Annotated in this window: 34 protein-coding genes; 5 read left to right on the top strand and 29 right to left on the bottom strand. The window is 68.7% G+C overall.

The window, feature by feature from the left end:
• Positions 1 to 60: 60 nt before the first annotated feature.
• The 15 genes from BLV92_RS30050 to nifH all read right to left on the bottom strand — a co-directional run bounded on the left by BLV92_RS30050 (position 61) and on the right by nifH (position 12,969).
• Positions 61 to 522, bottom strand: a complete 462-nt coding sequence (locus BLV92_RS30050) for a hypothetical protein (protein ID WP_090552756.1) — start codon at positions 520 to 522, stop codon at positions 61 to 63.
• Positions 519 to 1,136 carry a globin family protein gene (locus BLV92_RS30045; protein ID WP_177197899.1) on the bottom strand — a complete coding sequence of 206 codons (618 nt, stop codon included), beginning with the start codon at positions 1,134 to 1,136 and terminating at the stop codon, positions 519 to 521. Before BLV92_RS30045 ends, BLV92_RS30050 begins: the two co-directional genes overlap by 4 nt.
• Before the next feature lie 103 nt (positions 1,137 to 1,239).
• Complete coding sequence (locus tag BLV92_RS30040; RefSeq protein ID WP_090552754.1) at positions 1,240 to 1,809, bottom strand: nitrogen fixation protein NifQ; 570 nt, start codon at positions 1,807 to 1,809, stop codon at positions 1,240 to 1,242.
• A gap of 12 nt (positions 1,810 to 1,821) precedes the next feature.
• Positions 1,822 to 2,127: a ferredoxin III, nif-specific gene (fdxB, locus tag BLV92_RS30035; RefSeq protein WP_090552753.1), complete on the bottom strand. Its 306-nt coding sequence runs from the start codon at positions 2,125 to 2,127 to the stop codon at positions 1,822 to 1,824.
• 16 nt (positions 2,128 to 2,143) lie between these two features.
• Entirely contained in the window at positions 2,144 to 2,341 is a 198-nt protein-coding gene (locus tag BLV92_RS30030; protein ID WP_090552751.1) for a CCE_0567 family metalloprotein, read from the bottom strand.
• Between the two features lie 14 nt (positions 2,342 to 2,355).
• Complete coding sequence (locus BLV92_RS30025; RefSeq protein WP_090552750.1) at positions 2,356 to 2,850, bottom strand: NifX-associated nitrogen fixation protein; 495 nt, start codon at positions 2,848 to 2,850, stop codon at positions 2,356 to 2,358.
• Positions 2,843 to 3,259 (bottom strand): nitrogen fixation protein NifX, encoded by a 417-nt coding sequence (gene nifX / locus BLV92_RS30020; protein WP_090552748.1) that lies wholly within the window; start codon positions 3,257 to 3,259, stop codon positions 2,843 to 2,845. Before nifX ends, BLV92_RS30025 begins: the two co-directional genes overlap by 8 nt.
• A gap of 25 nt (positions 3,260 to 3,284) precedes the next feature.
• Complete coding sequence (nifN, locus tag BLV92_RS30015) at positions 3,285 to 4,676, bottom strand: nitrogenase iron-molybdenum cofactor biosynthesis protein NifN (RefSeq protein WP_090552747.1); 1,392 nt, start codon at positions 4,674 to 4,676, stop codon at positions 3,285 to 3,287.
• A 21-nt stretch (positions 4,677 to 4,697) separates the two neighbouring features.
• Complete coding sequence (nifE, locus tag BLV92_RS30010) at positions 4,698 to 6,209, bottom strand: nitrogenase iron-molybdenum cofactor biosynthesis protein NifE (RefSeq protein ID WP_090552745.1); 1,512 nt, start codon at positions 6,207 to 6,209, stop codon at positions 4,698 to 4,700.
• A gap of 222 nt (positions 6,210 to 6,431) precedes the next feature.
• Positions 6,432 to 7,253, bottom strand: coding sequence for a hypothetical protein (locus BLV92_RS30005; RefSeq protein WP_090552744.1), 822 nt, complete (start codon positions 7,251 to 7,253; stop codon positions 6,432 to 6,434).
• Between the two features lie 360 nt (positions 7,254 to 7,613).
• Positions 7,614 to 8,093 (bottom strand): hypothetical protein, encoded by a 480-nt coding sequence (locus BLV92_RS30000; protein WP_090552743.1) that lies wholly within the window; start codon positions 8,091 to 8,093, stop codon positions 7,614 to 7,616.
• A 439-nt stretch (positions 8,094 to 8,532) separates the two neighbouring features.
• Positions 8,533 to 8,853 carry a hypothetical protein gene (locus BLV92_RS29995; protein WP_090552741.1) on the bottom strand — a complete coding sequence of 107 codons (321 nt, stop codon included), beginning with the start codon at positions 8,851 to 8,853 and terminating at the stop codon, positions 8,533 to 8,535.
• A gap of 13 nt (positions 8,854 to 8,866) precedes the next feature.
• On the bottom strand, positions 8,867 to 10,426 hold the full coding sequence (gene nifK, locus BLV92_RS29990) for a nitrogenase molybdenum-iron protein subunit beta (protein WP_090552739.1): 1,560 nt from the start codon (positions 10,424 to 10,426) through the stop codon (positions 8,867 to 8,869).
• 91 nt (positions 10,427 to 10,517) lie between these two features.
• The gene (nifD, locus tag BLV92_RS29985; protein ID WP_090552738.1) at positions 10,518 to 11,981 is read right to left on the bottom strand and encodes a nitrogenase molybdenum-iron protein alpha chain; all 1,464 of its coding nucleotides are present in this window, start codon (positions 11,979 to 11,981) and stop codon (positions 10,518 to 10,520) included.
• 106 nt (positions 11,982 to 12,087) lie between these two features.
• Positions 12,088 to 12,969, bottom strand: a complete 882-nt coding sequence (gene nifH / locus BLV92_RS29980; protein ID WP_090552736.1) for a nitrogenase iron protein — start codon at positions 12,967 to 12,969, stop codon at positions 12,088 to 12,090.
• Between the two features lie 393 nt (positions 12,970 to 13,362).
• Between nifH and BLV92_RS29975 the strand changes: the two genes are divergently transcribed.
• The 5 genes from BLV92_RS29975 to BLV92_RS29955 all read left to right on the top strand — a co-directional run bounded on the left by BLV92_RS29975 (position 13,363) and on the right by BLV92_RS29955 (position 15,974).
• Positions 13,363 to 13,782 (top strand): group II truncated hemoglobin, encoded by a 420-nt coding sequence (locus BLV92_RS29975; RefSeq protein WP_090552735.1) that lies wholly within the window; start codon positions 13,363 to 13,365, stop codon positions 13,780 to 13,782.
• Between the two features lie 99 nt (positions 13,783 to 13,881).
• Entirely contained in the window at positions 13,882 to 14,490 is a 609-nt protein-coding gene (locus tag BLV92_RS29970; protein WP_090552733.1) for a hypothetical protein, read from the top strand.
• Positions 14,491 to 14,590: 100 nt separating this feature from the next.
• Positions 14,591 to 15,211 (top strand): ankyrin repeat domain-containing protein, encoded by a 621-nt coding sequence (locus tag BLV92_RS29965; RefSeq protein ID WP_090552732.1) that lies wholly within the window; start codon positions 14,591 to 14,593, stop codon positions 15,209 to 15,211.
• Between the two features lie 71 nt (positions 15,212 to 15,282).
• Positions 15,283 to 15,717, top strand: coding sequence for a thioredoxin domain-containing protein (locus tag BLV92_RS29960; protein ID WP_090552730.1), 435 nt, complete (start codon positions 15,283 to 15,285; stop codon positions 15,715 to 15,717).
• Positions 15,718 to 15,731: 14 nt separating this feature from the next.
• The gene (locus BLV92_RS29955; RefSeq protein WP_090552729.1) at positions 15,732 to 15,974 is read left to right on the top strand and encodes an FmdB family zinc ribbon protein; all 243 of its coding nucleotides are present in this window, start codon (positions 15,732 to 15,734) and stop codon (positions 15,972 to 15,974) included.
• A 64-nt stretch (positions 15,975 to 16,038) separates the two neighbouring features.
• On the opposite strand, the gene BLV92_RS29950 is transcribed toward BLV92_RS29955, so the two are convergent.
• From BLV92_RS29950 to nifB, 14 genes are all read right to left on the bottom strand, one after another.
• Positions 16,039 to 16,335 carry a 2Fe-2S iron-sulfur cluster-binding protein gene (locus BLV92_RS29950; RefSeq protein WP_090552727.1) on the bottom strand — a complete coding sequence of 99 codons (297 nt, stop codon included), beginning with the start codon at positions 16,333 to 16,335 and terminating at the stop codon, positions 16,039 to 16,041.
• 46 nt (positions 16,336 to 16,381) lie between these two features.
• A complete protein-coding gene (locus BLV92_RS29945; RefSeq protein WP_090552726.1) occupies positions 16,382 to 17,230 on the bottom strand; it encodes an SIR2 family NAD-dependent protein deacylase in 849 nt (282 codons plus the stop codon).
• Positions 17,231 to 17,242: 12 nt separating this feature from the next.
• Positions 17,243 to 18,406: a DegT/DnrJ/EryC1/StrS family aminotransferase gene (locus BLV92_RS29940; protein WP_090552724.1), complete on the bottom strand. Its 1,164-nt coding sequence runs from the start codon at positions 18,404 to 18,406 to the stop codon at positions 17,243 to 17,245.
• Positions 18,393 to 18,674, bottom strand: coding sequence for a hypothetical protein (locus BLV92_RS29935; protein ID WP_090552722.1), 282 nt, complete (start codon positions 18,672 to 18,674; stop codon positions 18,393 to 18,395). Before BLV92_RS29935 ends, BLV92_RS29940 begins: the two co-directional genes overlap by 14 nt.
• A gap of 1 nt (position 18,675) precedes the next feature.
• Entirely contained in the window at positions 18,676 to 18,894 is a 219-nt protein-coding gene (gene nifT, locus BLV92_RS29930; RefSeq protein ID WP_090552721.1) for a putative nitrogen fixation protein NifT, read from the bottom strand.
• A gap of 28 nt (positions 18,895 to 18,922) precedes the next feature.
• Positions 18,923 to 20,074, bottom strand: coding sequence for a cysteine desulfurase family protein (locus BLV92_RS29925; RefSeq protein ID WP_090552719.1), 1,152 nt, complete (start codon positions 20,072 to 20,074; stop codon positions 18,923 to 18,925).
• Between the two features lie 22 nt (positions 20,075 to 20,096).
• Entirely contained in the window at positions 20,097 to 20,492 is a 396-nt protein-coding gene (locus BLV92_RS29920; protein WP_244283975.1) for a DUF3024 domain-containing protein, read from the bottom strand.
• Complete coding sequence (locus BLV92_RS29915) at positions 20,489 to 20,764, bottom strand: nitrogen fixation protein NifZ (protein ID WP_090552718.1); 276 nt, start codon at positions 20,762 to 20,764, stop codon at positions 20,489 to 20,491. Before BLV92_RS29915 ends, BLV92_RS29920 begins: the two co-directional genes overlap by 4 nt.
• Positions 20,761 to 21,159 carry a nitrogen fixation protein NifZ gene (locus BLV92_RS29910; RefSeq protein WP_090552716.1) on the bottom strand — a complete coding sequence of 133 codons (399 nt, stop codon included), beginning with the start codon at positions 21,157 to 21,159 and terminating at the stop codon, positions 20,761 to 20,763. The genes BLV92_RS29915 and BLV92_RS29910 overlap by 4 nt, the downstream gene beginning before the upstream one ends.
• The gene (locus tag BLV92_RS29905; RefSeq protein WP_090552715.1) at positions 21,152 to 22,003 is read right to left on the bottom strand and encodes a 4Fe4S-binding leucine-rich repeat protein; all 852 of its coding nucleotides are present in this window, start codon (positions 22,001 to 22,003) and stop codon (positions 21,152 to 21,154) included. Before BLV92_RS29905 ends, BLV92_RS29910 begins: the two co-directional genes overlap by 8 nt.
• Positions 22,000 to 22,599 carry a hypothetical protein gene (locus tag BLV92_RS29900; RefSeq protein WP_090552713.1) on the bottom strand — a complete coding sequence of 200 codons (600 nt, stop codon included), beginning with the start codon at positions 22,597 to 22,599 and terminating at the stop codon, positions 22,000 to 22,002. Before BLV92_RS29900 ends, BLV92_RS29905 begins: the two co-directional genes overlap by 4 nt.
• Positions 22,600 to 22,613: 14 nt before the next feature.
• Positions 22,614 to 23,018, bottom strand: a complete 405-nt coding sequence (locus BLV92_RS29895; RefSeq protein WP_090552712.1) for a HesB/IscA family protein — start codon at positions 23,016 to 23,018, stop codon at positions 22,614 to 22,616.
• Between the two features lie 69 nt (positions 23,019 to 23,087).
• A complete protein-coding gene (locus BLV92_RS29890) occupies positions 23,088 to 23,282 on the bottom strand; it encodes a 4Fe-4S binding protein (protein WP_090552711.1) in 195 nt (64 codons plus the stop codon).
• Positions 23,283 to 23,371: 89 nt separating this feature from the next.
• Positions 23,372 to 24,958: a nitrogenase cofactor biosynthesis protein NifB gene (nifB, locus tag BLV92_RS29885; protein ID WP_090552709.1), complete on the bottom strand. Its 1,587-nt coding sequence runs from the start codon at positions 24,956 to 24,958 to the stop codon at positions 23,372 to 23,374.
• Between the last annotated feature and the right edge of the window lie 251 nt (positions 24,959 to 25,209).

Genomic DNA, 25,209 nt, shown 5'->3' with positions numbered 1-25,209 from the left:
TGTCTGGTTCAGCGATTCAAGTCCGCGGGCCGGCGTCGGCGCAGAACCGGGACCGGCCAATCAACCGCATGCCCGGCGCAGCGTGCGGCACCCTTGCGTCGACAGCGACGCCGCCGAAGGCTCATGCCGCCGGCGCTCCCCCCTCAACAGACACGCGATGAAACTCGCGACGTTCGACGCGCACAGACGGCGCGCAGCGCGACAAGCCAGCCGGGGCCGATGGTGCCGGGCGCGCACGGCACCGCATCCGCGCGGGGCGACACACAACGCGGCAAACCGGTCGGCCCGCTCGCTGCGGTCCGCGTCGATCAACGCGACGTGAGGCACGAACATGCCGCCGCTCGCGGGCCGGCCGCCGATGTAGACGAAACGCCGCCCGGTCAGCAGCGCGTCGAGCATCTCGCCATCGATCCGCATCCATTCGATCCATTGCAATTCGTGCGCCAGGCTGGCGACGTTCACCTCGGCGAGCGGCGCGGCAGGATTCGCCGTCGGCCGCCCGCATGCCGGCGACGCAGTCATCGCGCGCCGTCGTCCGGCGGACAAGCCTGCGACGTCGACGTCGCAAACCAGCTGCGCACCGTGTCGTACGCATAGCGGGTGAGCCCGTCGTGACGCGCGCGCGGCGCGAGCAGATGCACCGACAGCGGCTCGGCCCAGCCCCAGAAATCCGCGCGCAGCGCCGGCGGGAAGTTCACGTCGTCGAACGCGTGCCACAGCTGCACGAGCCACAGTTCCCGCCCATCCTCGTCGAGCAGCAGCGGCAGCCCCGCGCCCGCCTGTAGATGCGCATGACGCTGGCTGTAGTAGAGCGGCCCGCCGCAGGCCTCGACGACATAGTCCGCCACCCGCTCGGTCACGCAATCGAAGCAGTCGCCGGCGTGGACGAAAAGCGGCGTCGTGCGCAGGCGCCACATGTGCTGGCGTACCAGTTCGCGCAGCCCGGCTTCCTCGCAGATCGCGAGCAGCCGGTGCGGCGGCGCCGGCAGCGGCGGGCAGACCGCACGCGCGGCATGCGTGGCCCGCACGCTCCGGTCGCGCGAAGGCTGCGCGACCGGCCAGTGCAGGGTCCGGTAACAGGCGCGCGTACAGGGTGTCCAGCGCGCACGCGGCGCGGCCTCAGAGGTCGGATCCATGGGCGTGTCGGGTGTCCTGTCCAGTTTGTCGGTTATATACCGCGATACATAACGATAGCCACGACAAAGCAAGGAGCAGGCCTGGACGCGTGACCCAGCCGCCCTACTCCGGCCCGAAGCAACGCGCGTAGTCGGCGCACACGCCGCAACTCGGCGCCTTGCAGACGAACAGCCCTTCCAGTTCGCACAACTGCTTGTAGAAGAACTTCTTCCACTTCATGTCGTGGACGTTTTTGGCGGCGAGCCGCGGGAACCAGTAGCCGAGCAGCGCGGACAGCTCGCGTCGCGACGGAAGCCGCAGGTCCTGCCACAGATGGTTCTCGCCGAGGCACGCGCACGCGAGCGCGTGCGCGACGCAGGCCACCTCGTCGCGCGCGCCGGCGCGCGGGTCGGCATGCTCGATGAACAGCGTCACCAGGTCTTCGACCTCGTCGTACCGCGAGCCGCGCCGCGCCGCCTCGACCGGACCGTCCCACGCGAGCGACAGCGCCGCATCCGCCCCGGGAAACCAGTGCGCGAGCAACCAGCGGCTCGCGCGCGCATCCAGGCCGCGGATCGGCAGCACGCGCACGCCGTCCTCGTCGAACGCCGCCGACAGCACGCCGGCGAGCGCCAGCACGGTGGGACTGTCGGCGCTCACCGCGTGGCGCATCAGGGTCGCGTGGAAGTCCATCGCCGGACTCGTTCAGACCGGCGCGGCCGCGTGCGTATAGCACTTCTTCGGACAGATCCTCGCGCACGCGGTACAGCCGATGCACCGTTCGCGGTGCGCGATGGTCATCACTTTCTTTTCGTACTCATCGTCTTCGTCGTCGCCGTCCAGCGGAATGTGGACTCCCTCGTCGTCGAGGCCGACCAGTTCGAGCACGCCGCGCGGACAGACGCGGAAGCACCGCCCGCAGCCGATGCACTTCTCCTCGTCGAGCGTCGACACGAAAGTCGGCGTCCACGTCTCGCCGCTCGGCAGCGTCACGCTGAAGGTATCGCTCATCGTCGCCTCCCGCGCTTCACGCGGAAGCCGCGGCGGCGGCCCTGCGCGCGTCCATCAACGCGGCGTGCGCGTCATGGCAGCGCTGCGCGACGGCGAGAATCTGCTCCCAGTTCGTCGGCAGTTCCTCGGACAGATCGTGCAGGTCCATCTTCGCCTGCGTCGCCTGCGCGTTGAGCTTCTTCAAACGCGCCTTCAGTTCGTCAGCATCGGTCATCGTGTTCTCTCCGCTCAGACGCCGTACTGCGCAACGGCCGGATACGCCCGGATCATCTCCACGGCTTCGGTCAGGAACCGGCCGCCCGCGTCGGCCAGCTTCGCGAGCGACGGAAAACCGAAGCGGTGCACGTCGCGCAACTGCTTGTTGACGACCACGAGCCGCCCCGCGATCAGCACCATCCGGCCGAAACCCTCGTGGCTCATCTTCATCATCGGCGACACCATCTGGCCGGTCTCGCGCTCGATCGCCACCGCGATCGCGTTGTAGAACAGCTCCAGGTGCCACAGCGTCTCCGGGTCCGGGTCGCCCATGATCGGAATCGCGCGGCGCTCTTCCGGCGTCAGGATGTACGGCTTCAGCAGTTGCAGGTCGCTCTTGCGCTCCCACGTGCCGTGGGTGTCCTGCGCGCGCAGTTGCCGGATCAGCTGCTGGACGAACGGCGTCGCGAGCAGCGCGTCGTCGCGGGCCGCGTCGGGAGCCGTCCGGTCGGTGAGGGCTTCAGCCATGGGATACCTCGTCGTCCGCTTCGAAATCGTATGAGCGCCCGCCGTCCTTCGCGAGCGCCTTGCGCAGCCACGGCGGCGGCGTGCCGTTCAGCACGTCGCGCAGTTTCGCGAGAATGGCCTCGATCGGTTCGGGCTGCGCAACCTTGATCGGGTGAATCTTCAGCGCGACCACGCGCGCCGCGCCCGAGCCGCCGATCGCGGCGACGTACAGGATCGCGCAGTCCTTCACCGCTTCGAGCTTAGGCGCGAGCTTGTCCTCGTCGCCGTCCTCTTCGAGCTTGCCGCCGAAGTCGAACGTGTCGACGAACGTGTGGCCGTCGGCGGTCACGTCGTACGTGACGATGCTTTTCGCCCAGCCGAAGTGCGCGTCGACATGCACCTTGTCCTGGGTCGCGAATGCAATTTTCATGGGGTGGGTTCCTCGTGACGTTCGTTCACGTGCCGGCCGCGACGACCGGAATCTTCACTTCACGCGCGGGATCGCGCGCGGCCAGATCGACCGACGCCTGCGGCAGCGGCCAGTCGCCCGGATGGCGATGCGGAATCTGCTCGATCATGAGGTTCGCGATCTCGAAGATCAGGTTCATGGTGCCGCGATAACCGACCTGGCAGCGATGCGCGTTGCCCACCCGATCGAACACCGGAAAGCCAGCGCGCAGCAGCGGCTTGCCGAGCCGCTCCGCCATCTGCCGGCCGTGCGAATGCGTAATCAGCAGGTCGCAGCCGGCCGCCGCGCGCTCCATGTCTTCCAGATCGCCCAGCACGACCTCGCGCGCCGGCAGCCATGCGTGCGACGGCGACGCGGTCGTGCTGATGCACACGGTCAGTTCCGCGCCCATCTCGTGCAGCAGCGCGCCGAGCGCGAGCAGCAGGTCCGGCTCAGCGCCGAGCGCGACCTTGATGCCGCCGGTGTAGAAGTGGCCGTCGAGCATCGCGTCGAGCAACTGGCTGCGCTGCCGGCGATACTTCTCCGGCACCGGCCGGCCCGCTAGTTGCGCGAGACGCAGCAACAGCCGGTCGTTGGGTTCGAGCCCGGTCAGCCGCTCGAAGACGTCGAACGGCGTGCCGGCGATCGTCTGCAACGCCTGCGCGCCTTCGCGGGTCTGCTCGCCGACGCCGATCGTGAACGCCGACGCGCCCGCCGCGCGAATCTGGTCGAGCGTCGTGCCGCCCAGCGTCGTGCCGCGCCAGTCCGGCGCGATGTGGCCGTCGAGCGAGCGCGACAGGTCCGGCAGCACGATCGCATCGAGCCCGAACGCACCGACGATCTCGCGCAACTCGTCGATGTCGCCCGGCGACAGATGGCTGCCCGGCAGCAGCGTGACCTGCCGCGCGACGGTGGGCAGCGGCTTGACCAGCGTCTTCACGATCGCGGCGACCGCGTGCCGGTAGCCGTCCTCGAAGCCGCCGACGTAGTCCGGCGTGGACACGTACACGAACTCGGTATCGTCGAGTTCGGGCTTGCGCTTGCGCACCGTCGCCAGATAACCGTCGACGTCGTCGCCCTTCGTTTCGGTAAGCCCGGTCGAGCAGATCGCGATGATCTTGGGCGCGGCGCGCTTGCGGATGTTCAGCAGCGCCGCCTCGATGTTCTCGTACCCGCCGAGAATGGTGGTGACCTCGTTCATCGCCGTGGTCTGCAACGGGATCGCTTCCTTGAAATGGCGCACCAGCAGCACGAGACCGAACGACGTGCAGCCCTGCGAGCCGTGCATCACCGGCATGCAGGCGTCGAGCCCCATGAACGCGAAACTCGCGCCGAGCGGCTGGCTCATCTTCAGCGGATTGACGGCACAGGCTTTTTTGGATTCGACGACGACGGCCATGGTGTTCGTTCTCCGTCGCGTTCAGGCCGCCACGCCCGGTTCGAGGCCCATCGCCCATGCGCGCACGCCGGCGCGCAGCGGCGCGGGCCGCCCGGTCTGCTGCACGGCCGGCTGCGCCGACGCGTTCACCGCGCCGAGCGTCTCGCCGTCGTCGCCCCACGGCGCCGGCCGGCGCACCTGCTGCCACACCGGGTTGTGGATCGCGCGGTCGATCTCGTGCACGAGTTCGACGATGCCCTCGTAGCCGCCGTACGGATGATGGCGCTCCTGGTTGATGTCGAGCCACGGCATGCGCGCCTTCAGCGCGACGAACTGCGAGCGGCCGCCGGACAGCATGATGTCGGCCTTCGCGTCGCGCAGCAGGTTGTACATCTCGCGCGGCGTCATGTCGTCGATCATGTGCGCTTCGTCGCCCATGATCTCCCTGATCTTCTCCTTGTCCTCCTTCGTGCTTTTCTTGATGCTGGTGCCGACGATCTCCAGCCCCGCTTCCTGGAGCGCGGCCACCACCGACCACGACTTCACGCCGCCGGTGATCAGCAGCACGCGCTTGCCCTGCAGCCGCTCGCGATACTTCGCGATCCGCGCCCACGCGCGCGCCTCCTCGGCCGCGATCAGCCGTTCGGCGCGTTCGGGCAGGTCAGCGGGCGCGCCCTGCTGCACCAGCAGCTTCGCGATCTGGCGCAGCGTGTCGCTCATGTCGCCGATCCCGTAAAACGAGCCCTCGAAGTACGGGATGCCGTAGCGCTGCTGCATCTTCGTCGCGATGTTGATCATCGACTTCGAGCACACCATCATGTTGACCTTCGCGCGATGCGCGCTGGCGATCTCGTTGTAGCGGCCGTCGCCGGAAATGCACGACAGCACGCGAATGCCGAGTGCGTCGAGGAGCGGCTTCGTCTGCCACAGTTCGCCCGACAGGTTGTATTCGCCGATGATGTTGATGTCGTACGGCGTCGTGTATTCCGGCTCGCGCGTGCCGATCACGTAATCGAGAAGAGCCTCGCCGCCGAGCTTGTTGCCGAGGTTCTTCGGCCCCGCGAAACCCGGCGCGTTCACCGGGATCACCGGCTTGCCGAACTTCTCCGCCGCGCGCTGGCAGACCGCCTCGATGTCGTCGCCGATCAGCGCGGTCACGCAGGTCTGATAAACGAACACGGCGGGCGGATCGTATTTCTCGATGATCTCGCGCACGCTCCGGAACAGCCGCTTCTCGCCGCCGTAGATGACGTCGAGTTCGTTGATGTCGGTCGTGAAGCCGGTGCGATAGAGCGTCGATCCCGACGACGACGCGTGGCGGTTGTCCCACGAGTTGCCCTCGCATGCGATCGGCCCGTGCACGAGATGCGCGACGTCGACCACCGGCTGCAACGCGATCTTCGCGCCGTCGAACGCGCAGCCGCCCGCCGCCGCGCCCGGCGACAACTGCTTCGTGCAGCCCTTCTTGCGCTCCTTCGCGCTTTTTCCCTGGTTCTTGTCGCAACCGGGCTCGTCGAAGACTTCGGCGATCCTGGCCTTGAGCGAGGCGGACATGGCAGGCTCCTGACTGAGGTGGGGTTTCCCGCAACTGGCAAGTTCCATACCACGGCGACAACCCGCGCGCCGCGCACCGCAGCCGCAGGATTCCGGCCGCCGGCCGTCGGCGGTGAAACGCGGATTGGGCGGTTTGAATGGATTGCGACACAACGCGACGGCGCAAACGCGACAGCGCGCGCCGCCGCTCGCGTCGTTCATGGCGTTCGACGGCATCCGACGTCATCCCGCGTCGTGCCGGCGTGGGTCCGCCACCGAACGCGCGATCGCCGACGCGCGCGCGTCGAGCCACGCCGCCGGGTCGGCGGGCCGTTGCACCGACCGGTACGCGGCGAGCGCGCGGCGCAGGCGCTGCGCCTTCACGTAGTCGCCGCCGCCGTGTCCGGGCCACGCGGCGTAATCGCACGTGCAGACGAGCAGCAATTGCTCGAAGCGTTCGCTTTGCGTATCGGCGCACGCGCGTTCGAGCAGCGCGGCCATCGCCGCCACGCGCCGATCGGTCGTGCGATGCACGCAATCGGCCTCGGCGATCGCGAGCGCGGCGAGGTCGAGCGCGTCGGCCGGCAGCGCGATGCGATCGGCCAGCGTGCGCAGCAGCGCGCCGCCCTGCGCTTCATGACCCGGATGGCTCGGCCAGCGCGCGGGCGGCGTGAGCCCCATGCCGATCCGCTGGACGAGCGCCGCAAACCGCACCGCCAGCGGCGCACCGCGTCGCGCGGCGCCAGCCAGCGCGCGCAACTGATGCTCGCCGACGTCGGCCGGATCGGGACCCTCGGAAATCAGCGGCACGCCGAACAGCGCGTCGAATTCGGGCAGCAAGCGCCGCAGCCCGGCGCAGTCGCGCATCGCAACGAAGAAGCCGACCGGATGCGGCGCCATCAACGCGCGGCCGAGGACCCGGCCGCGCTGCGACGGGCTCAGGCGCTCGATCGCGTCCATCTGCACCGCGGTCACCATCTGCGCCTGCTCGACGACGCCGAGTTTCGCCGCTTCGCTCTGCGCGGCCCATAACGCGTGACGGACCAGGTCCTGCGCCCAACTCATCGGCTGCTCCTTCCCACTCCGGCTGGGTCGGACCGGCAGCGCGACAGGCAGGCCGGGGCAGGCGAGCCGGAGCGTTCCGTGATTCTCGATGGCTTCATGTCAGTCGTCGGGCAGCGGCGGCCGTTTGTCCGCCATGCCGGCCAGCGACGACTGGCGATGGCGCGGCGCGACCGCGATACCGGGCAGGCAGTGGCTCGGCGTCCACCCGCGAATCTGCGCGGACGTCCGCCGGCGAAAGGGACTTGCGTCTTGTGCCGGGATGACGCGTCCCGAGGTTGCACGTCGGAAGTTGGCGGCGCGAGCGCATCCGCACTGACCCGATCCGCACGCGACGTCATTCCGCTTGCCCCGGCCTGTGCGTCAGTTGTCGTCCGCGAGGACTTCGAGCGCGACCAGTTGTTCGTACAACGCTCGCCGCGACAGCCAATGCGAGTCGCCCGCGATGCGCGGGTCCGCGCCCTCGAACGCGGCGATCGCGTCGTCATCGTTCCAGTAGACGACGCAGTCGCCGCGCGCTTCCAGCGCCGCGAGCGACGCGTCGCGCGGCGTGACTAGTCCGCTCTGGCACACGCCGCGCCCAAGCAGATAGTCCGCGCGATAGAGCGGCGCGTCCCAGCCGCCTGCTTCGCCGATCGCGCAGAGCGACGGATACTTCGCGCGCGTGTCGGCGTCCGGTGACGGTCCGCTGAATTCGAGCAGTTCGCGCAGCGTCGCGACGTCGTAGATTGCCTCGGGCGGCAGCGGATCGGACGCCGCGACCTTGCGCGCGAAATCCGCGTCGTCGTAAGCGAACCACGCGCGCGGCTTGCCGTCCGCCCACTGTTCGATCACGTAGATCACGACGCGCTCCCAGCGAATCGTCCCATGCCGGCCCCAACGGAACCGGCATCGGCATGTGTGGAAAAGCCGTCTCCCCGGCCGCGCCCCATGCCACGTAGCCGAACGCGCCGCACTCGACGCACCGGCCGCGCAGGCGGAAGCCCGGTTCGCCCGTCTCGTTCATCCACTGCTGGCTGACCACGTTGCATCACGCACAGTGGCACGTGCTGCCGTTGCACGACCGGTTGTCGCCTTCGGCCGCCATCACAGCGAATCATCTTCCGCTCCCGTTGATTTCATCGATCCGGACGCGAGTCGCCGTGGACCGGCCCGCGCCGGAATCCGGAAAAAGTCCCGCCCCGAAACGGGCGGCGGGCAACACCTACGCAGCGTGGAGACACTGCGCCAAACCACGGCCGCCGCGCCCGATCTTCCGGCCGCGTACAGAAAAACCGCCCGCCTACTCCACCCCGTCAGCCGCCGTCTTCGCCCACACCGCGAGCCGGATGCGCTGCGCAATGCCGGCCGCGCTCGCGTCGAACTCGCGTTGCGCGGCCATCATCGCTCCCTGTGCGATCGCGGCTTCCGCATGGGTCAGCGGCAGCCGCCCGGCCGCGTGCGTCGCGCCCGGCACGCTGCGCGCGATCGCCTGCCGGTTCGGGTGTTCGGCGAGCGGCACCAGGCGATCCGCCTCGCGCACGCCGGCGAGACAGACCCAGCCGTCGATCACCTCGACCCTGCGGCCGTCCTGCGTGAGCTTGACCAGCACCGGGTTCGCCATGGCCGCGCTCCGCTCAACGGATGATGTCGTAGCTGTAGTCGGTCTCCGCCGCCACGATCGTGTTCGCGTCGAGCGTCTCGAAGAACTCGTCGAGCAGCATCACGAGCACGCGCAGCGCGCCGTCGTATCCCCAGGTCGGATAGCGGTGATAGTGGTGGCGGTCGAAGATCGGGAACACCATCCGGATCAGCGGCGTTTTCGTGTCGCGCTCCAGATACTTGCCATAGGTGTTGCCGATCAGGAAGTCCACCGGCTCCGTGAACAGCAGCGAGCGCATGTGCCACAGGTCGCGCTTCGGATAGACCTTGCAGCCCGCGCCGTAGGGCGACGCGTCGAACAGCGCCCGCACCTTCGCCGCCCAGTCCTCGTTGCCGTTGGTCGCGAGCACGTGCGCGGGCTCCGCGCCGAGTTCCAGCAGGAACTGCGTGTAGCCGAGCATCTGGTCCGGGTCGCCGTACAGCGCGAAACGCTTGCCGTGCAGATGCGCCTGGCTGTCCGCCATCGCGTCGACGAGCTGGCCGCGCTCCTTTTCGAGCTGCGCCGGAATCGGCTTGCCGGTCACGCGCGCGATCTCCATCAGGAACCGGTCGGTGCCGGCGACGCCGACCGGCGCGTTCAACACCACGACTTCCTGGCCGTGCTCCGCGATGAACTTGCTGGTCTTTTCGCAGCAGTACTCCTGGAACACGAAGGTCGCCTTCGCGTTCAGCGCGCGCTCCACCTCTTCCTTCGTCGTGCCGCCCTCGTACATCCGGAACTCGCCGTCGGTCGGCGTGTTCCACGTATCGGACGGGTCGCAGATCACGTTGACCTTCACGCCGAACAGATCGAAGATCCGGCGGATCTCCTTCATGTTGCCGACCACGAAACCGTCGAAGCCGCCGATGAAGTTCACGCTGTCGTCCGGCACGCGCTGAAGCGGCGCGGCCGAACCCGCCTTGCCGTCCCAGAAGTGCTTCAGGATGCCGAGCAGCGCGTTGTCGTAGCCGGTCACGTGGCTGCCGACGAACGCGGGCGTGTGCGCGAACGGCACGTCGTAGTCCTCCGGCACGCTGCCCTTCTGCTTGCTGTTCTTGATGAACGCGTCGAGGTCGTCGCCGATCACCTCGGCCATGCAGGTGGTCGAAACGGCGATCATCTCCGGCTTGTACAGGTTGTACGCGTTCGCGAGGCCGTCGATCATGTTGTTCATGCCGCCGAACACCGCCGCGTCCTCGGTCATCGACGAACTCACGCACGACGTGGGCTCCTTGAAGTGCCGCGAGAAATGCGACCGGTAATACGCGACGCAGCCCTGTGAGCCGTGCACGAACGACAGCGTCTTGTGAAAGCCGTTCGCGACATACACCGCGCCGAGCGGCTGGCACGCCTTCGCGGGGTTGACGGTCAGCGAATCGCGCGCAAAGTTCTTCTGCTTATAGTCGTCGGTTTTGGTCCATTCGACGATCTGCTTGACCGTCTCGTCCGGGTGGTTGAATTCGAAATTCTCTTTTTTGCTGCGAAAGATTTCCTGGTACTCCGGCTCGCGGAACAGCAGCTCGTGGTCGAGAATCTTGTCGGCGGATTGAGGCATGGCGAAACTCCTGAATCGATATCGATGGGGTCGGCGACCGAAGCGGCGGCCTCGCCGGCCGCCGACCGCTTGCGCCTGAACACGGGTTGATTTATGCGGTCTTCTTCCACGGCGCCTTGGCGAGCCCCCATACCGGGCTCGAAATCGCCATGTCCATGTCGCGCGCGAAGATCGCGAAGCCGTCGTAACCGTGGTACGGGCCGGAATAGTCCCAGCTGTGCATCTGGCGGAACGGCACGCCCATCTTCTGGAACACGTATTTCTCCTTGATGCCCGAGCCGACGAGGTCCGGCTGCACCTGCTCGACGAATTTCTCGAATTCGTAGCCGGTCACGTCGTCGTAGATCAGCGTGCCGTCCTTCACGTAGTGCGTCGTGCGCTGATAATCGTCGTTGTGACCGAACTCGTAGCCGGTGCCGACCACGTCCATCCCGAGGTCCTCGTATGCGCCGATCACGTGGCGCGGGCGCAGCCCGCCGACGAACAGCATCACCTTCTTGCCCTGCAGGCGCGGCCTGAACTTCGCGACCACCGCGTCCATCAGCGGACGGTACTTCGCGATCACGCGCTCGGCGTTCGCCTTGATCGTGTCGTCGAAGTGGCTCGCGATCTCGCGCAGGCTCTTCTCGATCATCGTCGGGCCGAAGAAGTTGTATTCGACCCACGGAATCCCGTACTTTTCTTCCATGTGCCGGCTGATGTAGTTCATCGACCGGTAGCAGTGCAGCACGTTGAGCTTCGCCTTCGGCGTGTTCTCCAGTTCCGCGATCGAGCCGTCGCCGGACCACTGCGCGATCACGCGCAGGCCGATTTCTTCGAGCAGGATGCGGCTCGACCACGCGTCGCCGCCGATGTTGTAGTCGCCGATGATCGCGACGTCGTACGGCGTCGATTCGAACCCGGCGCGCTTCGTCGGGTCCGTCCGGTCGAACACCCAGTCGCGGATCGCGTCGTTCGCCAGATGGTGGCCGAGCGACTGGCTCACGCCGCGAAAACCCTCGCAGCGCACCGGCACGATCGTGTGGCCGCCGTACTGCGTGCTCTTCTTCTTCGACACGGCCTCGATGTCGTCGCCGATCAGGCCGATCGGACACTCGCTCTGGATCGAGATGCCCTTGTTCAGCGGAAAGAGCTGCTGGATCTCGTCGATGATCTTGTCGAGCTTCTTGTCGCCGCCGAACACGATGTCCTTCTCCTGGAAGTCCGACGTGAACTGCATCGTGACGAACGTGTCGATGCCGGTGGTGCCGATGTAGTAGTTGCGGCGCGCGGCCCACGAATACTGGCCGCAGCCCACGGGGCCGTGGCTGATGTGGATCATGTCCTTGATCGGCCCCCAGACGACGCCCTTCGAGCCCGCATACGCGCAGCCGCGAATCGTCATCACGCCGGGCAGCGACTTGATGTTGGACTTCACGCCACAGTCGGGCTTGCCTTCGTCGAAGGTTCCCAGGTGCTTGGCGCGCCGCTTGGCCATCTTCTCCGGATAGGCCTTCAGCACTTCGTCGATCAGGGCCTTGTTCGCGGCCTTGCGCTCTTCAACCGTGGCGGTCATGGAATGCTCCATAGGTGAGGATTGTGCGTCGCTGCACGGCCGTCCGCGCGCATCCGTCTTGCATGCGTCGAGTGCGATGCGCGCGGGCCGTCCGTTCAGCGTGGGTTCAGGCAGTCAGTTCGGCAGCCGTCTTGCCGACCTGGGTTTCGTCGATCGCGTTCATGATGCCGTGCTCCATCAGCAGGTCTTCGAGCTGGTCCATCGTGATCGGCGTCGGGATCGTGCCGTTGCCCGCGTTGTTGTGAACCTTGCTCGCGAGCTGGCGATACTCGTCGGCCTGCTTCGACTCCGGCGCGAACTCGATCACCGTCATGCGGCGCAGTTCCGCGTGCTGCACGATGTTGTCGCGCGGCACGAAATGGATCAGCTTCGAGCCGAGCATGCCCGCCAGCGCCTCGGCCAGTTCGAGTTCCTTGTCGGTCTGGCGCTCGTTGCAGACGAGGCCGCCGAGGCGCACGCCGCCGCTGTTCGCATACTTCAGGATGCCCTTCGAGATGTTGTTGGCCGCGTACATCGCCATCATCTCGCCGGACATCACGATGTAGATCTCCTGCGCCTTGTTCTCGCGGATCGGCATCGCGAAACCGCCGCACACCACGTCGCCGAGCACGTCGTACGACACGTAATCGACGCCGTCGTACGCGCCGTTTTCTTCGAGGAAGTTGATCGACGTAATCACGCCGCGGCCCGCGCAGCCGACACCCGGCTCCGGACCGCCGGACTCGACGCAGCGGATGTCCTTGTAGCCGATCTTCATCACGTCATCGAGTTCGAGGTCCTCGACCGAGCCGGCTTCCGCCGCGAGCGACAGGATCGTGTCCTGCGCTTTCGCGTGCAGGATCAGGCGCGTCGAGTCGGCCTTCGGGTCGCAGCCGACGATCAGGATCTTCTGCCCGAGGTCGGTGAGCGCCGCGAGAGTGTTCTGCGACGTGGTGGACTTGCCGATGCCGCCTTTGCCATAAAAGGCGATTTGCCGAAGTTGAGACATTGACGTTCTCCAGTTCAGGAAAAGGGTTGAAACCAGGGTTGCGGATCAGGGCTGCAAACCAGAGCTGCAAAGCCGCGACCGTGTGCTCAGCCTGCGGTGTCCGTATGGTCTTCTTCTGTCGATTCACGCATCGGCCGGAGTGTGTCCGCGGACCGCTCTGGTGCAGCTTTCGTGCCATGTCGCGCCGATCCTTCGGAATCCGCGATAAACCGGCCCTGCCGCGCGGTTCGCGGCGTCCGCATCGAACCCGGCGGGCGACGGCCGCGCTGTCGGCTTCCCGACAAACCGTGCGCGTTTCGTCGCAAACGACACCGCCGTCGCGGGATCGGGTCGCGGGTTCGCGCCCGATCCGGCGGTTTTGTCGCTGGTACGGTTGTTGCACTGCATGACGCCATGAACCCGCTCACGATTCCCGTCGTCGACGCGCGCCGCGTCTCCGTCCATTTCGACGCCATCGGCGGAGAACCGGCGGTGACGCGCATCGTCGACGCGTTCTACCGGCAGATGGACACGCGGCCCGACGCACGCGGCATTCGCGCGCTGCACGGCCCCGACCTCGCGCCGGTGAAGGCGGTGCTGGTCCGCTATCTATGCGAATGGCTCGGCGGCCCGAAGCACTATTCGGACGAACGCGGCCACCCGCGGCTTCGCATGCGCCACGCGGCGTTTTCGATCGGCGCGGCCGAGCGCGATGCGTGGCTCGCGTGCATGCGCGCGGCGCTCGACGAAACCGCCACCGACCCGGCGCTGCGCGACGAGCTGATGCGCGCGTTCTTCCGGATCGCGGACTGGATGCGCAACAACGGCGACTGAGCCGGACCGCCGGACTTTTATCGACGAAGTACGCCCTACCCACGAAGCGGCGTGCTGCGATGCAGCCGCCCCCGATGCCACGAAGCCAAGGAATCCGTCATGACCGACACCGCCACCCGCAAGGAACTCGACGACACCGCCCTCGCGCGCCTCGAACACGAAGGCCGCCTGCTCAACCCGGTGTTCAAGGGACTCACGAACACGTTCGGCCGGGTCGGCTTTCGCGGCGAACTCGCGCTGCGTTTCGCGCCGAAGCTCGCCGACGAAGCGCGCCCGCCGGAACTGTCGTGCGAGCAGGCGATGGCGGTCGCGACGGTCGGCGAGCCGCATCTGCCATTCTTCGCCGGCTGGCTGCTGAGCTTCGAGTCGCTGAAGGACGTCGCGGACGTGCTCGGCGACACGCTGTCGGCCGGCGGCAAGTACTTCCTGTTCTGCGACAACATCGATCTGAGCAAACGCTACCAGGTGCCGTACAAGGGCGCGATGTTCTACGTGCTGCCGATTCTCGAATCGACGGTCTACAACGAGATGCTCGAACTGCTCTACCTCGAAAAGAACGACCTGAAGAAGAAGGACACCGCCGGCAAGCTCGACGCGATCGCCGACGCGGCGCTGCGGTTCGACGTGACGTTCGACACGATCACCTATGCGGAAGGACTCGAACTGATGGGACCGGTGCGCGACCCCGGCGAAAACCGGCCGGTCTGAAGCCGGCGCGAAGACCGTTCTTGCCGAAACCGGGGCGCGTCGCGCCGCCGACGCGCCCCGGCGTCCCCACCCTGCCATCACTCCGAGCCGGAGCGCGATCATGTCCCTGCATACCGACACCGTTCCCGTTGCGCGCGAAAGCGCCGGCCGCCATGCCGCGCCGGCCGCCGGCGCGGCCCCGCGACGCGATCTGCCCGCCGCCCTCGCGGTATGGCTTACGAATCACGATTTCCCGGATGTCCAGTCGCGCGGTCTCGACGGCGTCACGCCGCTGATGCTCGCGGCGCTGCACGGCGACGATCCGGTGGTCGCCGCGCTGCTCGACGCGGGCGCACGCATCGACGCGCTCGACGACGAAGGCAACCACGCGCTGTGGCATGCGTGCATCGGCGGCGCGCCCGCGCCGATCCTGCGTCTCGTCGGCGCGGGCATCGAGATCGATCACGCGAACGACCATGACATCACGTGTCTGATGCAGGCGGCGGCGAGCGGCCGGGTCGAGGTGATGCGACTGCTGCTGTCGCTCGGCGCGAGCGAGGGCCTGTATGCGCCGGACGGGCGCAGCGCGTTCGACATGGCCGCCGACCGCGGTTTCGAACTGCTGCGCACGGCGCGCCGGCTGGGCGAAGGCAGGCGGGCCGCGTCGGCCGCCGGCTCGCAGATAGCAGACCCGGAACCGCCCGCGATCGCTGCCGATGTCTTCGCTGACAAGGCCGCATGACCGGTATGAATACAGCGCGGCTGTCGATCCGATTCCGTCGACTGCTGCGCTCACGACACGGACCTCGCGCGATGGCTCACATCACGTTCTACGAAAAACCCGGCTGCGGCGGCAACGCGAAACAGAAGGCGCTGCTCATCGCCGCCGGCCACACATTGGAAGTCCGCGACCTGCTGCACTGGCGCTGGACCCCGTCCGCTCTGCTCGCGTTTCTCGAACCGCTGCCGGTGTCCGGCTGGTTCAACCGCGCCGCGCCCGACGTCAAGTGCGGGCGGATCGTTCCCGAATCGTTGACCGCCGGCGCCGCCCTCGCGCTGTTGCTCGCGCAACCGCTTCTGATCCGCCGGCCGTTGATGGAAGCCGGCGAAACGCGAATGGCGGGGTTCGACACGGCCCGCGTGCATGCGTGGGTCGGGCTCGGCCCGGATGCCGTCGCCAGCCGCGCGCCGCGGTCGCTGGAAGGTTGCGCGGCCGCGACGGACGGCTGCGCGGCGTCACCCGATTGAACAGGAGCCTTGTCATGCCGCTTTACGACTATCGATGCCGCGATTGCCACACGCAGTTCGAGACGCTGGTGCGGGCCGGCGCCACGCCGGTCTGCCCGCGCTGCGGCAGTGCCGCGCTGGACAAGCTGGTCAGCGCGCCGGTCCCGCCCGGCCGCAGCAAGGCCATCATCGCGTCGGCGCGCCGGCAGGCGGCGCGCGAAGGGCATATGAGCCACTTTTCGGCGGCCGAGCGCGGCAAGCTGCTGCGCGACGGCTGAGCGAGCCCGCCGCTGAATCCCGGCCGCCGCCCTGCTCCCCCAGGGCGGCGATCGTGTCGTCCCGTCAAACGAAACTGAGCAGCTCGACGGTCACGGCTTCGTCGCCGAGCACCGCCTGGCACGCAAGGCGCGATTTCGACCCGACGCCTATGATCGTGTCGAGCCTGTCGTTCTCCGCGCGCTGCGCTTTCGAAAGGCTCTTGCGTCCTTCCTGGATGAACACGTGGCACGAGCCGCATTCGGCCTTGCCTTCGCACTTGTGCGCGATGTGCTCGCCTGCGTCGAGCAGCGCCTTCAGCAGCGTGATGCCGGCCGCCACGTCATAGGTCTTGCCCGAAGGCAGTACGGTCAGGGTCGTCATGATGGTTGTCGGGGGGTGAGGGTGAATTGACAGAAATGGAGCCGGCTCAAGCGGCCAGCGCGGGTTGCAACGCGCTCACGAGTTCGTCGGCGAACGTCGCGAGCGGCATCGGAATGCGGGTGATCCGCTGTTCGGCGAGGAACCGCGCCTCCATGCGGGTGGGCTCGTCGGGCAGCACCGCCCAGTGCGCGTCCGACGAGCGCTTCATGATCTGGCGGGCGAAGCTGCGCGCGAGCTGGTCGTCGAAGCGGCAGCCGACGAACAGGAAGCTGCGTCCGCTGCGCCAGGCCTGCACGGCGGGCGGAATCGGCGTCTGGATGTCGATCTCGGTCAGCACCTCCACGTAGTCGCTGTCCGAGACCAGATAGTTCGACGCCGGTGCATGCGCGCCGATCGGCTTGTACAGCAGCGCGCCGCCGGCCGGCACGGCGTCGAGCGGCGCGCCGGCCGCGTCGTACGCGCCAAACCACTGCCCGAAGTGCTCGGACTGCGACAGCCCCTGCACCTGCGCCCATTGCCCGCCCGGCCGCGCGCCGGCCAGCGCGGCCGCGAACGTGTCGTCGTACCAGCAGTCGACGTACAGCCCCGCGCCGCTCGCCGCGAGCGCGCGGTGCAGCGCGGACGGCGTCGGCGTCGGGCCGAACGCTTCGTCCAGGATGCCGACCACCGACTTGCGATGCTTGAAGTTCTCGATGAACTGCGCGGCCTGCGTGAGCCGGTGGCGGATCTTGTGCGGCACCGACACGCGGGCGGTCATGATGCGCGCGAGCGCGTCGGGCGTCGCCGGCACGCGGGCGTCGGGACACAGCGCGAGCATGCCCGGACCGAGATACGGCACGACGCTGCCGTCGTCGATCCGGCGCGCGATGTGGTCGATTGAAACAGGAACGCTCATGGCTCCGATCCCTCACAGGTAGATGGCGGCTCCCGCGCCGACATTGGTCGCGGTGTCCTTCAGCGTCTTCACGATGTAGCCGACCTGGCCCGCGTCGAGCTGCGTGTGCAGCGGCAACGCGAGCGCGCGGTCGCCGATGCGCTCGGTGTCGGGCAGCGTGCCGCGCCTGCGCCCGATCGCATCGCCCGAATTCATGTAGTGGAACTGCTCGTGCAGCGGGTGGCTGTAGGCCGCCGTCTCGATCCCGCACGCCTTCATGTCGTCGATCATCTGCGCGCGCGCGCTCTGCGTGAACCGCTTGCCGAGATGCACGACGTACAGCATCCAGTGCACTTCCTCGACGTCTTCGGCCAGATACGGCGGCTTGATGCCCTCGAAGCTCTGCATCGCGTCGCGATACCAGGCCTCGACCTGCCTGCGCTGCGCGAGCCGCTCGTCGAGCCCCGCGAGCTGCGCGAGCCCGAGCGCGGCGGTCAGCTCGCTCATGCCGGCCTGCAACGGCACGCGCGAGCCGACCGACACCGACTCGCGGTCCGCGATGCGCCGCTGGCGCAGATAACGCAGTTCGTGCGCGAGCCGTTCGTCGTCGGTGACGAGCATCCCGCCTTCGCCGGCGCACAGCGCCGACGGCGCGGAAAAATCGAACACCGATACGTCGCCGAACGAGCCGACGCTGCGGCCCCGGTAGCGCGAGCCGAGCGCCTCGGTGCTGTCCTCGATCAGCGTCAGGCCGTGCGCGTCGGCCAGCGCGCGCAGCGGCCCCCATGCGGCCGGATGCCCGTTGGTGTTGCCCGCCAGGATCGCGCGCGTGCGCGGGCCGATCTTCTGCTCTGCCTTCGCGGCGCTCAGGCAGCCGCTCCAGTAGTCGATGTCGGCGAACACCGGTCTCGCGCCGGCCAGCGTGACCGCCTGCGCGATCTGGTGCCACGTATGCGACGCGCAGATCACCTCGTCGCCCGCGCCGAGGCCGAGCGCGCGCAGCGCGATCCACGCGCCGAGCGTGCCGCTCGCCACCGCGACCGCGTGCGCGCGGCCGCTCCAGCCGGCGAACGCGGTCTCGAACGAGCCGACCATCGGCCCGTCGCTCCAGCGCGACGACTGCAGCACGGCGTTGACCAGTTCGATCTCGCGCGCGCCGCACGCGGGCTCGGACAGCGCGATCTCATCGATCTCCATGCGCGGTCCCGTCCTCGGTGAAGATCAGCATGTCGGCCTCGCCGGCCTCGCGCGTGACGGACACGCAGACGCCGTCCGACATCGCGAAGTACACGCGGCGCGCGCCGAACGCCAGCGCCGGGGTTTCGTCGCGCATCTCGGCCGCGCTGATCCGCATGGCCCGCACGCCGGGGTAACGCGCGCGCCAGCTTGCCGCCGCATCGGGGAGCGTCGGCGCGGTGCGGATCACCTCGGCGATCACGCGGATCTGGTTCGTGTCGAGCGCCATGTCAGTCTCCCGCGCCGGCCACGCGCCGCGCCTCGACCGTGATCGGCAGCGCGGTGTCGTCCGCCATCGCCGGCAGTTCGAGCTGCCAGCCGTTCGCGAGCGTGACGAGCCCGCCCCACATCTGCGGCCGCGCCATCGAGACGATCGGCTCTTCGAGGTCCTTTTTGGGCACGTAGGCGCTCAGCGCGCCCTTGCTGTCCCTGCGGATCATCACTTTCACGGCGGAAACTCCTGGTTCGTGGGGAAATTCATGCCGCGTGCGCGGCGTCGTTTTCGAGCAGCGGAGCAAGCAGCGGCGGCAGCGCGGCCAGCAGATAGTCGATGTCGCGCGCGGAGGTCGTTGCGCCGAGCGACAGGCGCACGGCCGCGAGCGCCTCGTCGCGCGGCACGCCCATCGCGGTCAGCACGTGCGACGGCTCGCTGCCGCCCGACGAGCACGCCGCGCCGGACGACGCGCACACGCCGAGCTGTTCGAGCCGTTGCAGCACCACCTCCGCGGGCAACGCGCCGAACCGCAGATAGCTGGTGCCCGCGACGCGCGGCGCGCCGGCGGCGAATACGTGCACGTGGGGCAGCGCGCGTTGCAGCCCCTGTTCGAGCGCGTCGCGCAGTTGCGCGATGCGCGACGCCTTCGCCGCGACGTCGCCGAGCCCTTCGAGCGCCGCCGCGAAACCGGCGACGGCGGGCAGGTTTTCGGTTCCGCCGCGCCGCCGGCGTTCCTGGCTGCCATGCAGTTGCGGCTGCAACGCAATGCCCTGGCGCAGCAGCAGCGCGCCGATCCCCTTCGGGCCGCCGAGCTTGTGCGCCGACAGCGAAACGGCGTCGGCGCCGAACCGCGCGAAATCGAATGGCGCCTTGCCGACGAACTGCGTCGCATCGACGTGCAGCCGCGCGCCGGCCGCCTGCGCGAGCGCGCGCACGTCGTCGACCGGCATCAGCACGCCCGTCTCGTTGTTCGCCGCCATCAGCGACACCACCGCGACGTCGGGGCCGATCGCGCGCGCCGCGCTGTCGAGGTCGAGGGTGCCGTCCGCGTTCACGCCGATGAAGTCCACCGGCAGGCGCTGTGCGATCAGCGCCTGCGCGAGCGCGAGATGCCCCGCGTGCTCGACCGCGCTGAACACGATCCGGCCGCGGCCCGCATGCCGCGCGGCCGCATGGAGGCCCAGCACCGCGAGATGATTCGCTTCGGTCGCGCCGCTCGTGAAGATCGTCTCGGATGGTTTGCAGCCCAGCACGCGGGCGACGCTCGCCCGCGCCGCGCCGAGCGCACCCTTCGCCTGCTGCCCGTGCGGATGCTGCGACGACGCGTTGCCCCACACGTCGGTCATCGTCGCGAGCACGGCCTGCACGACACCCGCCGAGGGCGGTGTCGTCGCGTTGTGGTCGAGGTAGATCATCGCAGGCTCCGTCGTTCGCGCTTCAAGGCCAGAACACGCGCGCGGCGTCCGCGCACAGGATGTCCAGCAGCGCCGTCAGGTCCCGGCTCGCGCACTGCTCGACCCAGCGGCGCGTCGCGTGATCGCGCGCGTGCAGGCGCCACAGGCCGCTCTCGTCCCGCGCGAGCCTCGCGATGTCGATCACGCCGCCGTCCGGGTCCACGTTGCGCGAACAGCACGGGCTCTCGATCCGATAGCCGTCGGGCTCCCGCTCGACGCGCGGGCGCACGTACCGGTAGCGCACGCGGTCGCGCAACGCGCGCTCGATCCGATGCTGCGTGAAGTCCGCCACGGGGCCGTCGTCCGGCCACGCATCGTGCGGCCCGCGCACGCCGTCGCGCAGATCGTGGCCGCCGAGCCGCGTCGTCGGACGCATCATGGGAGCGCCTCCGGTTCCGGCAGCAGCCCCGCCGGCGCGGGCGCGATCTCGTCCCCGGTGCAGCCGACCACCTGCCGGCCGAACTCGACGAGGTACACCGGCTCGCCGCTGTCGACCACGCGCCCCACGTTGACGATCTCGCCCAGCGCGCCGGCCGTGACGAGGCATTCGTCGTCGCCGCGCTCCGGATAACTGCCGTCGTTGCGCAGATCGTCCAGCGCGACGACGCGCATGCCCCACGAGTACGCCGGCTCGACCGGTTCGAAGTTCATCGCGTGCAGCCCTCCGCTTCGTTCTGCGCGTCCGCACCGGCGGCCGCCGCATCGCCTCCCCGGCCGAGCGAGCGCAGCGCGGCCGCGCGCGCGCCGAGGCGCTCCAGCACGTCGTCGGGCAGGTTGTCGAGCGTGCACAGCTCCTTCGCGCGCATGCCGACCCGATGGCCGCTCTCGACGAAATCGACCGCATAGATGTAGAACTGCTGCAGGAACGTGTTGATGCTGGTGACGTAACCGACGTCGCCCTTGCTCACCAGCACCGCGCCGATGTCCTTGCCGGTGTACGTGCCGTCGTTGCGGACCGCCGAGCGCGCGATCACCCGCTCGCCGAAGCTGAAGCGCGGCGGAAAGGCGATCTCGATCGTGTCGTCGTCGCGGTTGATGTCACCCATGGCTTGCTCCCGCGAACGGCCGTTCTTCGCCGCCGCACGGACCGACGATGCACGGGGACTCGATACGTTGCGTTTCGCTACGCTCGCGCGCCATCGCGCGCACCTCGTCGTCGGGGTCGGCCAGCAGCGGCGTCAACGCGTGCGGCTGCGCACGCCGCGCGGCCTCCCAGCGCACGCGCCAGTCGGGGTCGTCGAAGAAACGCATCACGAGCGCGGCGGGCAGCCGCGTGGCCACGATGCGCCGCACCTCCGCTTCCGGGTCGTCGGCCATGCGCAGCAGCGCCGGCATGTCGATGCGCTCCGCGACGCGCATTCTCACCGCGCGGTCGGCGTCGCTCGCCATCAACGGCAGCAGCGCGGACGGCAGCCGCCGCGCGACCCACTCGCGCACGCCGTAGTCGGGGTCCGTGCGCAGATGCGCGAGCGCCGCCGCGTCGAGCCGTTGCGCGACCCGCATCCGCACTTCGCGGTGCGGGTCGCCGGCCATGCGCGCGAGGTGCGCGTGCGGCAGGCGCAGCGCGATCTGCAGCCGGACCGTCTCGTCGGGATCGTCGATCAGCGCGGGCAGCCGGAACACGTCGGCATGGCGCGCGGCGATCGCTCGCACCTCGAAATAACGATGGTCCAGATGCGCGTTGCCCAGTTCCGGATGCCAGCGGAAGAAGCGGTCGATCCGCCGCGCGTACGCATCCTGCATGCACGCGTGGCCCGGCTCGCAGCCGGTTTCGTCCGGCCGCGCGCGCAGCGCGCGATGTTCGCAGGACGCGCAGTCCACCGGGCCGCCCTGCCAATGGCGCGGCGGGATATCGCCGAACGGCGCGCGGGCGGCGCTGCGCGCGTTCATGGCTGCGCCGCCCAGCCGCTCGCCGGATAGGCGCGCAGCGCCGCCGGGCTGTCGGCGTCCGCCAGGTCCGCACGGGCCGCCTCATCCGCATGGCGCGTCAGCACGTGCAGCAGCACCGCGCCGCCGAGCTGGTCGTCGGGATCGAGGCGCCGAAGCTCGTCGAGCCGCGTGCGCGCCGCCTCCAGCGCACCGGTGCGCAGATGCAGATACGCCAGGCCCTTCAGCGTGAACAGATAAAAACGCACGGCCGCGTCGTAACGCACCGCGTCGCGCGACGGCGGCTGAACACCGAAGTCCGCGCCGAGCGCCGCCCGCGCGACTGCCAGCGCGTCCTCGCCGACCGCGCGTGCAGCGGCGAGCCGATGACCATAAAAGTGGAAGCGATACAGCGCGATCAGCGGCGCGGGATGATCCGGCGCGATCGCGCGGGCGCGTTCGAGCCGCGCGAGCGCGTCGTCCGGCCGGTCGCGCAGGCGGCCCGCTTCGGCGACGAGCGCCTCCGCTTCCGGCGGCAGCCCGCCGCCGAGCGCCAACTGTGCGAAGCGCGCGAGCGTGTCGGCGTCGGCCAGGGCATCGGGCGGCAGCGAGGGCGTCATGGCGTTCGCCCGCTTCACGATGCCTGCGGCGGCAGCGGCGGACGCCCGCGGCCGATCGCGCCGACGTCGATGCGCGTGACGCCCGGCTCGCTCGCGCCCGAACTGCTGCACGCGCACGACGCCTGGTTCGGGTTCGCGAACGTGAGGCCGGACTGCGTCGGCGTATCGACGAAATCGATCGTCACGCCGTCGAGCAGCAGACGGCTCTCCGCCGGCAGGAACAGGCGCAGGCCATTCACTTCCAGCGCCTGTTCGCCCGGCTGCGGCGCGGCCTCGGCGCTGAATTCGGCGTTGTACCCGGAACAGCCGCCGGGGCTCACGAGCAGACGGAAGCCGGCGCCAGCGGGCAGTCCCGAAAAGCGCACGATGCGGCGCATGAACTTTTCGGCGGCGGGGGTGACGGTAACGTTGAGCAGCATGATGCGGATCTTCTCCAGTTGGGCAGCGCGGGCGGATGCCCGCCGCCGCGATGCGCGGCGCGCGACGGATCAGGCCTGAACGATGCAGCCGTCCACCGGGCACACCGCCACGCATTGCGGGCTGTCGAAATGCCCGTCGCATTCCGTGCATTTTTTCGGGTCGATCGCGAACACGCCGCCCTTCTCGCTGATGGCGACGTTCGGACACTCCGGTTCGCACGCCGAGCAGCCAGTGCAGGTCGACGCGATGATCTTCAGGGCCATGGGGACACTCCTTCTAATTGGTGATCCGTATGATTCGCGCCGGACGGCACTCGCGCCCGGCGCACTGCCTGTATGGCCGATGCAGCCGCTTATGCCGCCGCGCCCGTGAACGCGCCCTGCCGGATCGCGGCGTCGCCGCGGTCCTCGTGCACGATCGCGCCGCTCGCGATGCGGCCGCGGTAGTCGTCGAACCACGCGAGCGCGGCCTTCTCGATGAACTCGCCGACGTAGCGGTCCACCGGCTCGATGCCCGCCTGCGCAAGCTCGTCGCGCGGACAGGCGCCGATCTTCGCGACCAGCACCGCATGACAGTCGTTGATCGCGCGCACGACCGACGGCAGCTGCTCGTCGTCGCCGTAACCGCCCTGGCAGTACAGGTCCACGCGGCGATGGCCGACGAACAGCGCCTCGGCGGCGCTCACCTCGAAGATCTGGAATTCGGTGACGTGGCCGAAGTGTTCGTTCACGCGCCCGCCGCCCTTCGTCGCGACCGCGACCAGCACCTTCAGGTCGCCGGCGACGTCGATCGCCTGCGCGGCCGCCAGCGCCTCCTGCTTCGCCGCATGCTGCGCGTCGCGCTCCGCCTCGACGCGGCTCTGGTATTCGCGGCGCCGGTCGAGGTCGTAGACCACTTCCATCTGCTCGATTTTGTCGAGCGTGAATTCCTCGCTGCGGTCCTCGCCGAGCAGGCCGACCGCGTCCGCGCGGCACTGGCGGCAATGGCGCATCAGGTTCGCGCCGCCCATGCACGCGTCCTGCACGGCCTTCAGCTCCTGCGCGGTCGGGCCGCGCTGGCCGGTCAGCCCGAAGTGCGTGCCGTGCTCCGGCTCGGAGATCAGCGGCATGATGTTGTGCAGGAACGCGCCGCGCTTTTTCACCTCGCGGTTCACTTCGATCAGGTGCTCGTCGTTGATGCCCGGAATCAGCACCGAATTGATCTTCGTGAGCACGCCGCGCGCGGTCAGCATCTCAAGCCCCTTCATCTGCCGCTCGTGCAGGATCTGCGCGGCCTCGTAGCCGGTCACGCGCCGGTGGTCCCAGAAGATCCACGGATAGATCTTCGCGCCGACGGCGGGGTCGACCATGTTGATCGTGATCGTCACGTGGTCGATGTTGTATTCGCAGATTTCGTCGACGAGGTCCGGCAGCGCGAGGCCGTTCGTGGACAGACACAGCTTGATGTCGGGCGCCTGCTGCTGGAGCATGCGGAACGTGTCGAAGGTTTTCTTCGGATTCGCAAGCGAATCGCCGGGGCCGGCGATGCCGAGCACCGTCATCTGCGGAATCTCGCTCGCGACCGCGACGACCTTCTTCACCGCCTGCCCGGGGGTGAGCTTCTGCGACACGACGCCGGGCCGCGACTCGTTCGAGCAGTCGTACTTCCGGTTGCAGTAGTTGCACTGGATGTTGCAGGCGGGCGCGACGGCCACATGCATGCGCGCATAGTGGTGATGCGCCTCTTCCGAATAACACGGATGGTTCCTGACCTTCTCCCACACGTCGGGCGGCATGTCGTCGGGGCCGCCCGACGAGCCGCAGCTCGCCTTGCCGTCGCCGCCTTGCGAGCCGCAGCCGCCGGCCGCCGGCACGTCGAGGGTCGACCCGAGCGGTCTGATCTGCCCAATGCCGATATAGGCGGCAGCGGGCGGCGTGCTGGCATTCGCGCGATCTTGCATGGATATCTCCCCGCAACCGGCAGTGGTTGCGCGCAGGGATAAAAGCCAGATCCATGCCATTCGAAAAACGCCTGCGTTTACGCGGTTTCAGCGACTCATGCGTGAGCTTTGTCGGACCGTGGCGACGATCGAACCCACAGGCGCGCCCGTTTCTGTCGCTGTTGCGACAAAGCGCACAACGGCTTTGCGCATGACGCCCGGATCCGCCGTCCCGGTGCGCGAGAGACGATGCGCAATCGCGCGCGTCCATG

The sequence above is a fragment of the Paraburkholderia caballeronis genome (assembly GCF_900104845.1).
In the GTDB taxonomy this organism is placed as follows: domain Bacteria; phylum Pseudomonadota; class Gammaproteobacteria; order Burkholderiales; family Burkholderiaceae; genus Paraburkholderia; species Paraburkholderia caballeronis.
This window is presented reverse-complemented; position numbering and strand designations above follow the sequence as displayed.